The sequence below is a fragment of the Bradyrhizobium sp. MV1.5 genome (genome assembly GCF_055807615.1).
Map to the genome: position 1 here is coordinate 1 of NZ_JBVVPL010000088.1, position 8,327 is coordinate 8,327.

Annotated in this window: 8 protein-coding genes; 5 read left to right on the plus strand and 3 right to left on the minus strand. The window is 65.0% G+C overall.

Annotated elements, in window-relative coordinates:
• The first annotated feature begins 205 nt into the window (after nucleotides 1–205).
• Nucleotides 206–787 (plus strand): TRAP transporter small permease, encoded by a 582-nt coding sequence (locus AC0L2J_RS34360; RefSeq protein ID WP_473395929.1) that lies wholly within the window; start codon nucleotides 206–208, stop codon nucleotides 785–787.
• Nucleotides 784–2,124: a TRAP transporter large permease gene (locus AC0L2J_RS34365; RefSeq protein WP_007607804.1), complete on the plus strand. Its 1,341-nt coding sequence runs from the start codon at nucleotides 784–786 to the stop codon at nucleotides 2,122–2,124. Before AC0L2J_RS34360 ends, AC0L2J_RS34365 begins: the two co-directional genes overlap by 4 nt.
• Nucleotides 2,125–2,127: 3 nt before the next feature.
• Here the strand turns inward: AC0L2J_RS34365 and AC0L2J_RS34370 are convergent, their stop codons facing one another.
• Nucleotides 2,128–2,922, minus strand: coding sequence for an enoyl-CoA hydratase/isomerase family protein (locus AC0L2J_RS34370; RefSeq protein WP_473395930.1), 795 nt, complete (start codon nucleotides 2,920–2,922; stop codon nucleotides 2,128–2,130).
• Nucleotides 2,923–3,147: 225 nt separating this feature from the next.
• On the opposite strand from AC0L2J_RS34370, the gene AC0L2J_RS34375 reads away from it, so the two are divergent.
• Nucleotides 3,148–4,368, plus strand: coding sequence for an NAD(P)/FAD-dependent oxidoreductase (locus AC0L2J_RS34375; protein ID WP_473395931.1), 1,221 nt, complete (start codon nucleotides 3,148–3,150; stop codon nucleotides 4,366–4,368).
• On the opposite strand, the gene rbsK is transcribed toward AC0L2J_RS34375, so the two are convergent.
• Complete coding sequence (rbsK, locus tag AC0L2J_RS34380; protein WP_473395932.1) at nucleotides 4,369–5,286, minus strand: ribokinase; 918 nt, start codon at nucleotides 5,284–5,286, stop codon at nucleotides 4,369–4,371.
• A gap of 32 nt (nucleotides 5,287–5,318) precedes the next feature.
• Nucleotides 5,319–6,212 (minus strand): sugar kinase, encoded by an 894-nt coding sequence (locus tag AC0L2J_RS34385; protein WP_473395933.1) that lies wholly within the window; start codon nucleotides 6,210–6,212, stop codon nucleotides 5,319–5,321.
• A gap of 210 nt (nucleotides 6,213–6,422) precedes the next feature.
• Here AC0L2J_RS34385 and AC0L2J_RS34390 point away from each other — a divergent pair, with 210 nt between their 5' ends.
• Both AC0L2J_RS34390 and AC0L2J_RS34395 read left to right on the plus strand, forming a co-directional pair.
• Entirely contained in the window at nucleotides 6,423–7,271 is an 849-nt protein-coding gene (locus AC0L2J_RS34390; protein ID WP_473395934.1) for a VOC family protein, read from the plus strand.
• Between the two features lie 230 nt (nucleotides 7,272–7,501).
• The gene (locus tag AC0L2J_RS34395; RefSeq protein WP_035973911.1) at nucleotides 7,502–8,161 is read left to right on the plus strand and encodes a TetR family transcriptional regulator; all 660 of its coding nucleotides are present in this window, start codon (nucleotides 7,502–7,504) and stop codon (nucleotides 8,159–8,161) included.
• The last annotated feature ends 166 nt before the right edge of the window (nucleotides 8,162–8,327 follow it).

An 8,327-nucleotide genomic window follows, 5' to 3' on the forward strand; every position in this document is an offset into this window, starting at 1 on the left:
ATCCGAGCACGCACAAAAAAATGCCCCACATCGAGCCTCACTCCCGCTCGGCCAATTAAGCAAAGCCCTCGCCTGCGGGAGAGGGTCGGGGAGAGGGTGTCTCCGCGGAGAGATTCCCAACGAGGAGAGAACCCTCACCCGGCGCTCCGCGCCGACCTCTCCCGCAAGCGGGAGAGGTTCAGAAAACCCGCAGCCGGGAGCAACAATGCCCATCGCCGACAAACTGCTGGTGCAGCGACAGCGCCACCTCAAATGGCGCGGGCTCGACTGGCTCGAGCTCACCTTGATGATCCTCTGCGGCGTGCTCTGCTTCGGCTTCTCGCTGTCGGTGACCGCCGACATCGTCACCCGCACCATCGGCCATCCCTGGCTGTGGCTCCAGGAAGTGACCTCGACGCTGTTCATCTACGCGATCTTCGTCGGGACCGCGGCCGCGACCCGGCGCAATGATCACCTCTATCTCACGGCGATCTCCGAGGCGTTGCACGGCACGTCCCGACTGGTCGTGGAAGTGATTATCCGCCTCGTGGTGCTCGGCGTCGCCTTCTGCCTGATCGTGTACGGCTATCAGAACTATCTTCGGGGCTTCGGCAGTTTTCGTCTGCCGTCCGGCACCCCGATCGCCTCGCTCTACGCGATCATCCCGCTGTCGGGCGTGCTGATCGGCCTGTTCACCATCGAGCAGCTCGTCAACGGTTTGCGCAACGGCTTTGACCACCCCGAGCCGCCCGAGGAGGACGACGGGGCGCCTGTCATCACCGACGTACAGATGAGGGCGCAGCCGTGAGCGCACCCATTGTTCTGGCGTTGATGACGGTCTGCTTCCTGTCCTTCGGCTATCTCGGTGTGCCCGTGCCGTTCTCGCTGATGGCCGGGGTCTTCATCGGCGCGCTGCTGTCGGACGTCTCGCTCGCCGCGATCATCCAGAAAATCTTCGACGGCGTCGATTCCGAGGCGCTGCTGGCGATCCCCTTCTTCCTGCTGGTCGGCGAGCTCATGAGCTCGGCCAATGTGGTGGTGCGAATAGCCAACCTCTCGGTGTCCCTCGTTGGCCACATCAGAGGTGGCCTGTCGCAGGTCGTGGTCGTCTTCAGCATGTTCTTCTCGGAAATGTCGGGCTCGACCACCGCCGACGTCGCCGTGATGAGCCGCGCTCTGGGCGGCCCGATGAAGCGCGAGGGCTACGAGCCGGCCTTCATCGCCGCCATCATCGCATCCGCCTCGACGATTGCGGCGCTGGTGCCGCCGAGCATCACCGCGGTGGTCTATGGCGCCGTCGGCAACGTCTCGATCGCCGGCCTGTTCATGGCAGGCGTCGTGCCGGGCCTGATGATCGGCTTCGGGTTGATGATCTACTGCTATTTCTTCGGCCCGTCCGGCCTGCGCAAGCCGCGCGCGCCGCTGCGGCAGGTGGTGTTCGCGGCCGGCGATGCGGCGCTACCGCTGATGATCCCCGTGATCCTGTTGGGCGGCATCCTGACCGGCTGGTTCACGCCGACGGAAGCCGGCGTCGTTGCCGTGGTCTGGATTGTCGCGGTCGTGATCCCCGCGCTCAACCGCGGCCATATCAGGAAGATTCCGTACGATTTCTGCCTTGCGGGCCTGATCTTCTCGCTGCCGCTGATCACGATCGGCGCCGCCAACGCATTCGGCTGGATGCTCGCGTACTTGCGCGGTGCAAGCTACATCGCCGAAGTCATCACGTCGCTCGCGGGCAACGATCCGCATCTGATCATGCTCTTGATGGTGCTGCTGTTCACGATCGTCGGCGATTTCATCGAGCCGGTGCCGACCATCATCATCTTCATGCCGTTGGTCAACACGCTGACGGAAGCCGGCGACATCAACGCCGTGCATATGGGCGTGGTGCTGATCGCCACGCTCGCCTTCGGTCTGATCACGCCGCCTTATGGCCTGGTGCTGCTGATGGCCTCGAAATTCGTCGGCGTGAGTTTTGCGAAGGCGTTGCGTGCGGCGTTGCCGATCTATCTGGTGTTCCTGGGGACAATCGCGTTCGCGATCTACTTTCCGAGCGTGGTGCTGTGGCTGCCGCGGCAGGTACTCCCCGAGTCGGTCGGCTGCTTCAAGTCGCCGGCGGGCACGGGGTACATCTGTCCGCAGTGAGGGCTACTTTCCCTTGCTGGTGAATTTCTTGACGGCGGCGCGAAACTCCTCCGTGTTCATCGCCATGATGATCTTGTGCTCCTCGGCGTCGAGTTGCTGCTTCACCGGCGTGGTGGCCGCGGAATAGACCAGCGACTTGGTGCCCCCGATTGCGGCCGGCGGGTTCTGCGCGAGACGTTCGGCAAGCAGCCGCGTGGCCGCTTTCAGCTCAGTCGCGGGGACGGTCTTGGCAACCAGGCCCCATTCATAGGCCTGCTGCGCGGTAAAATTGTCCTCCGCCAGGAAAATCTGCAGCGCGCGACGCGAGCCGACCGTGTTGACGATGCCGACCGTAGATCCGCCATCCGGCGACACCCCGATCTTGGCGTAGGCCGGCGTGAATTTGGCATCCTCCGCAGCGATGCAGAGATCGGTGACAAAGGCGAGGCCCATGCCGGCGCCGGCCGCCGAGCCGTGCACGCTGGACAGCGAGATCTTCGGCATGCGCCGGATGATCTCGATGAAGGCATGATAGTGCTTCAAGAGCTCGCCGACGACAGGCGTCACCGTGTTGGCCTCAGCCGCCGCACCGATCGTCTGCAGATCGCCGCCGGCCGAGAAGGCGCGGCCTTCGCCTTCGAGGACCACGACCCTGATATCGTCGGCGCCTTCGATGTAACCCGCAAGCTGTTCGAGCTTTTGCGCAATCGCCAGGTTGATCGAATTGAACGCGGCGGGCCGGTTCAGCGTGATGGTCGCGATCGGCCCGTCGATCCGCAGCAAGGCGGGATCGTCGGGCTGGGAGACGGGAGCTGGCATCTTGAAATCCCCGGCATGAGGTTGGAGCTCGAACTAAAACGCAGAAGGCGAGGGGTGACAATCCCCGGCAGGCGCCCTTGCGCAATGCGGAACGATAGGCTCAAATGGACCTGCCTTCGTCAGGGACGGACACGAGCGCCGGCTCCTCCTGGGCAAGCAAGCCAAAATCAGCGAGAGAGGAGACGACATGGGTGACGCTCGTGTCTTGCGGAAATGGGCTGTCCGATGACGGATGGTCCGGTGATCATTATCGGTGCCGGCCATGGCGGCTACCAGGTCGCGGCTTCCCTGCGTCAGGCGGGCTTTTCTGCTGCTATCTGCCTGATCAACGACGAGGCGCATCTGCCCTATCAGCGGCCGCCTTTGTCCAAGGCCTACATCAAGGGTTCCGCCGGACCGGAGAGCCTGATGTTCCGGCCGGAGAAATTCTACCAGGACCAGACCATCGAGCTGGTCGCGGGCCGCGCCGTGTCGATCGACCGCGCGGGGCGCAAGGTGCTGCTCGCCTCGGGCAGGACGCTGCCCTACGGCCACCTCGTGCTGGCGACCGGCGCGCGCAACCGGCTGCTCGATCTGCCCAATGCGAACCTTCCGGACGTGAAATATTTGCGCATTCTCGACGAGAGCGAGGCGCTGCGGCAGATCATGCCGTCGAAGACGCGGGTGGTGGTGATCGGCGCCGGCTTCATCGGCCTCGAATTCGCAGCCACTGCGCGCATCAAGGGCCTCGAGGTCGACGTGCTCGAACTCGCCCCGCGCGTGATGGCGCGCGCGGTGACGGCGGAGGTCTCGGAGTATTTTCAGGCGCGGCATCGCGAGGCCGGCATTCGCATTCACCTCGGCGTGCAGGCAACGTCCATCGAGGCGGAAGACGGCAAGGTCACCGGCGTCTCCTTGAGCGACGGAAGGCATCTGCCGGCGGATCTCGTCGTGGTCGGCGTCGGCGTGCTGCCGAACATCGAGCTTGCGGCGGAGGCGGGGCTGCCGGTCGCGGCCGGTATCATCGTCGACGAATATCTCGCGACGGCCGATCCCGATATCTCGGCGATCGGCGATTGCGCGCTGTTCAAGAGCCCGCGCTTCGGCGGATCGCAGCGGCTGGAATCGGTGCAGAATGCCACCGATCACGCGCGCTGCCTCGCGGCACGGCTGACCGGCGACCGCAAGGCCTATGACAGCCATCCCTGGTTCTGGAGCGACCAGGGCGAGGACAAGCTCCAGATCGCAGGCCTCACCACCGGCTACGACCGCGTCGTGCTACGCGGCGATCCCGCCAGGAAGGCGTTCTCGGCGTTCTGCTACAAGGGGGACAATCTGCTCGGCATCGAATCGATCAACCGTGCCGGCGACCACATGTTCGGCCGCCGCCTGTTCGGCCTGGATCGCTCGATCACCCCGGAGCAGGCCGCCGATGAAAGTTTTGACCTGAAGGGTGCGCTGGCGTGATCAGCCGGCGTTGAGCACCGCGCCGACTTCCGCGGCCGTCGGCATCGACGGTCCCGCGCCCATGCGCTGCACGGAGATCGAGGCGGCGACATTGGCGAAGGCGAGTGCCGGGCGCAAGTCGACGCCGTCGGCGAGTTGCGCCGCGAGCGCTCCCACAAAACAATCGCCTGCGCCCGTGGTGTCGATCGCCTTCACCACGCGGCCTGGCACCGAAATCTCCTTGTGTCCCGCGAGCGCCAGCACGCCGCGCTTGCCGAGGGTGACGCAGATGGTCTGGTCCTGGCGCGCCTGAAGTTTTCGCGCGACGTCGATGATCCGCGCAGCCTCGTCACTTTCAGATAGCTCCACGCCGGCGAGGAGGCCGAGCTCGGTCTCGTTCAGCACGAGGATGTCGACGAGCGCGAGCAATTCGCTCGACATGGTTTGTGCCGGGGCCGGATTGAGCAGCGTCGTGGCTCCGGCGTCGCGAGCCCGCCGGAAGAACGCGGCGATCGTCGGCAGCGGGATCTCGAATTGGCTGACCGCGACATCGCCCTTCGCCAGCGGCGCGGCCGCGACGTCGTCGACGCCGACGAGCGCATTGCTGCCGGGAATAACGACGATGGTGTTGTCGGCCTCCGCCACTGTGATGATGGCCGTGCCGGTGTGCGCCTCGGCCGTCTCGCGGATCGCGCCGAGATCGATACCTTGTGTGCCGAGGAACGTCCTCAGCTCACCGCCGAACGAATCCTTGCCCAGCCGGCCTATCAACGTGGTCCGCGCGCCAAGCCGCGACGCCGCGACCGCCTGGTTGGCGCCCTTGCCGCCGGGAAAATACAGCACCCGCTTGCCGGCGACGGTCTCGCCGACTTTCGGATGGCGATCGGCCGTCGCCACCACATCCATGTTGATGCTGCCGGCGACGAAGACGCGCCCCATAAAAAACCTCGGATGAGAGACCTCGGCGAACGCTAGACCCTGACCTCGAACTCGTGCCTCACCTTGGCGATGTCGACAAGCGTCGGCAGGCCGGCTTCGTTGCCGAGGCGTTGGATCTTGAAGGTCGAGGCTGCCCGGGCAAAATCGAAATGCTCGCGCCAGCTTTTGCCAGGATGGGCAAGGTAGGAATAGACATAGGCGCCGTGGAAGACGTCGCCGGCGCCGTTGGTGTCGATCACGCGCTCGCGCGGAATCGGCATCGCCGGCATCACCTGCACCGTTCCGGTCTCGTCGTACCAGAGCAGGCCCTTCTCGCCCATGGTGATGCCGCCGATCTTGCAGCCGCGGCCCTTGAGGTAGTCCAGCATCTTCTCCGGCGTCAGGTCCATCTGCTCGCACAGGCGCTCGGCGACGATTGCGACGTCGATGAATTCCAATAGCTCATGCGTGTTGGTCCGCAGGCCGCCACCGTCGAGCGAGGTCAAGATGCCGGCCTCGCGGCAGACTTTCGCGTAGTGGATCGCGGCATCGGGCTGATGGCCGTCGACATGCAGCGCGCGGCAGCCGCCGAGATTGAGCATCGGGAACGGATGGATGTGGTCGTCGTCGCGGCAGCGGACGATGGCGCGCTTGCCGTCCTTGGGCATGATGAAGGACAGCGAGGACTGGTTGACCTTCCGCCCGTGCAGCGAGATCGCGTATTTCGCGCACATGTCCATGAACATGCGGCCGAGCCAGTCATTGGCCGCCGTGGCGATCAGATCGGGCACGATGCCGAGCTTGGCGCAGCAGAACGCCGCGGTCACCGCATTGCCGCCGAAGGAAACCGCGTAGTCGGAGGCCACGTGCTTCTCGTCGCCGGTCGGCATGTGGTCGGTAATGAAGACGACGTCGATATAGGTCTGTCCGATGAAGAGAGCCTGCATTGCTTGTCCGTGATGCGCTTTGTGGTCCCGGCCGGCGCGCTTACTGTAACACCGGTTCCGCCGCGGGACCGCTGAAATTATTCGCAAAACCGCCGCTGGGAGTGCTTGAGGTCGGCATGCGGCCGGAATACGACCATCACCGGGCAATGCCAAGCCCGGACAAACGCCGTCTCTCGGTCCACGGTTCCGGGCCGATCAACAGGGGGAAACATGATCACCGGCCTCGATCACGTCGTCGCACTGGTCAGGGATATCGGTGCGGCCAAGGCAGCCTATCAGACGCTGCTCGGGCGCGCGCCGGCCTGGCAGAATTCGGGCGAGGGCGCCGACCGGGTGCTGTTCACGCTCGCGAACATGACCATCGAATTGATGGCGCCGAACGGCTTCAGCGTGACCGCCGACCGCATGCGCGCGTTGCTCGGCGACCAGGAAGGCGTGCTCGCCAGCCTGTGCTTTCGTGTCGCGGACATGAGCAAGATGCATCGGCGGCTGGAGCGGGTCGCGCTCAAGCCGGATCCGGTTGCCGAGGTCGAAAGCAGCGATGCAGAGAGCGGCGCGGCCCTGCACTGGAAGCGGACGCGCGCCGCCACGGAGCTCACGCGCGGCGTGCGCATTTTCTTCCTCGAACTGGCTGCTGAGCGTCCGCTTTCGCCGGCAACCGATATTGCGCCGATCGATGCGCTCGACCACGTCGTGATCACCACCGAGGATTCCGATCGCGCCGCCGCGCTCTATGGCGCGCGGCTCGGGCTCGATCTGGCGCTCGACCGCTCGCATCAGGATTGGGGCCAGCTGATGTTCTTCCGCTGCGGCGATCTCGTCGTCGAGGTGGTCCGCCGTCCCGTCGCGGGCGGCGATCCCCAGCATGACCGCCTCTGGGGCCTGAGCTGGCGGGTGACCGACATCGATGCTACGCGCGCCCGCCTGATCGCCGCCGGCCTCGAAATCAGCGAAGTGCGCAACGGCCGCAAGCCGGGCACGCGGATCATGACGGTGCGGACCAGCACCTGCGGCATCCAGACGGTCCTGCTGGAGCGCTCGCCGAAGCCGGTGGATTGAGGGAGTCATTCCGGGGCGTCGCGAAGCGACGAGCCCGGAATCCATTCCTCCACTTGCCCTGTCGCACGATGGATTCCGGGCTCGCGCCCAAGAGGGCGCGCCCCGGAATGACCACGTTTCTCAAACGCGCGCTCCCGTGTTACACGGCATCCTGAGACCACCAGCGAGCACCCGGTTTGGCGAAAGCAGCGGCAAAGCGAACTCTGAAATGGCAGCGCGATCCCGAGGGGATGCGGCTGCGCATTCTCGAAGCCGCCAAGCAGGAATTCTCGGCGCACGGGCTCGCCGGTGCGCGTGTCGACCGCATCGCGGCCAACGCCGGCGCCAACAAGCGGATGCTCTATTATCACGTCGGCAACAAGGACGAACTCTATCTCGCGGTGCTCGAAGGCGCCTACGACAAGATCCGCAGCGAGGAGCGCGGGCTCGATCTCGAGCATCTCGATCCGCCTGAGGCCATCCGCCGCCTGATCGAGTTCACCTGGAATTATTTCCTGCGCAATCCCGAATTCCTGTCGTTGCTCCAGACCGAGAATCTCGCGCGCGCAAAGCACCTGAAGCGCTCGACCAAGGTCAAATCCATGCACTCGCCCTTCGTCGAGATGATCGGCACCGTGGTGCGGCGCGGTGTGTCCGGCGGCGACTTCAAGGTCGCGGTCGATCCTGTCCAGCTCTACATCTCGATCGCGGGGCTGTGCTTCTTCTATCTGTCGAACTCGGCGACGCTCAGCGTGATCTTCGGCCGCGATTTGCTGGCCAAGGACGCCAAGGACGAGCGGCTGGACCACATGGTCGGCCTCGTGCTGGCAGCGCTGACGGGACAGTCGGGCGCGCTGTTAGCCATGACGAAGGCGCCGAAGTCGCGCGCCGCGGTGGCGCAGACGGTTTAGCACTGCTGCCGCTCCTCTCCTTGTTTGACGCGATCTGCCTCTCCATCGTCGTCCTGGCGAAGGCCAGGACCCATACCGCGTGATCCATCGATCGCGCGTGGTGCCAATCCCGAACGACCAGCCTTCGCCAAACTTCACCCTGTGGTTATGGGTCCTGGCCTTCGCC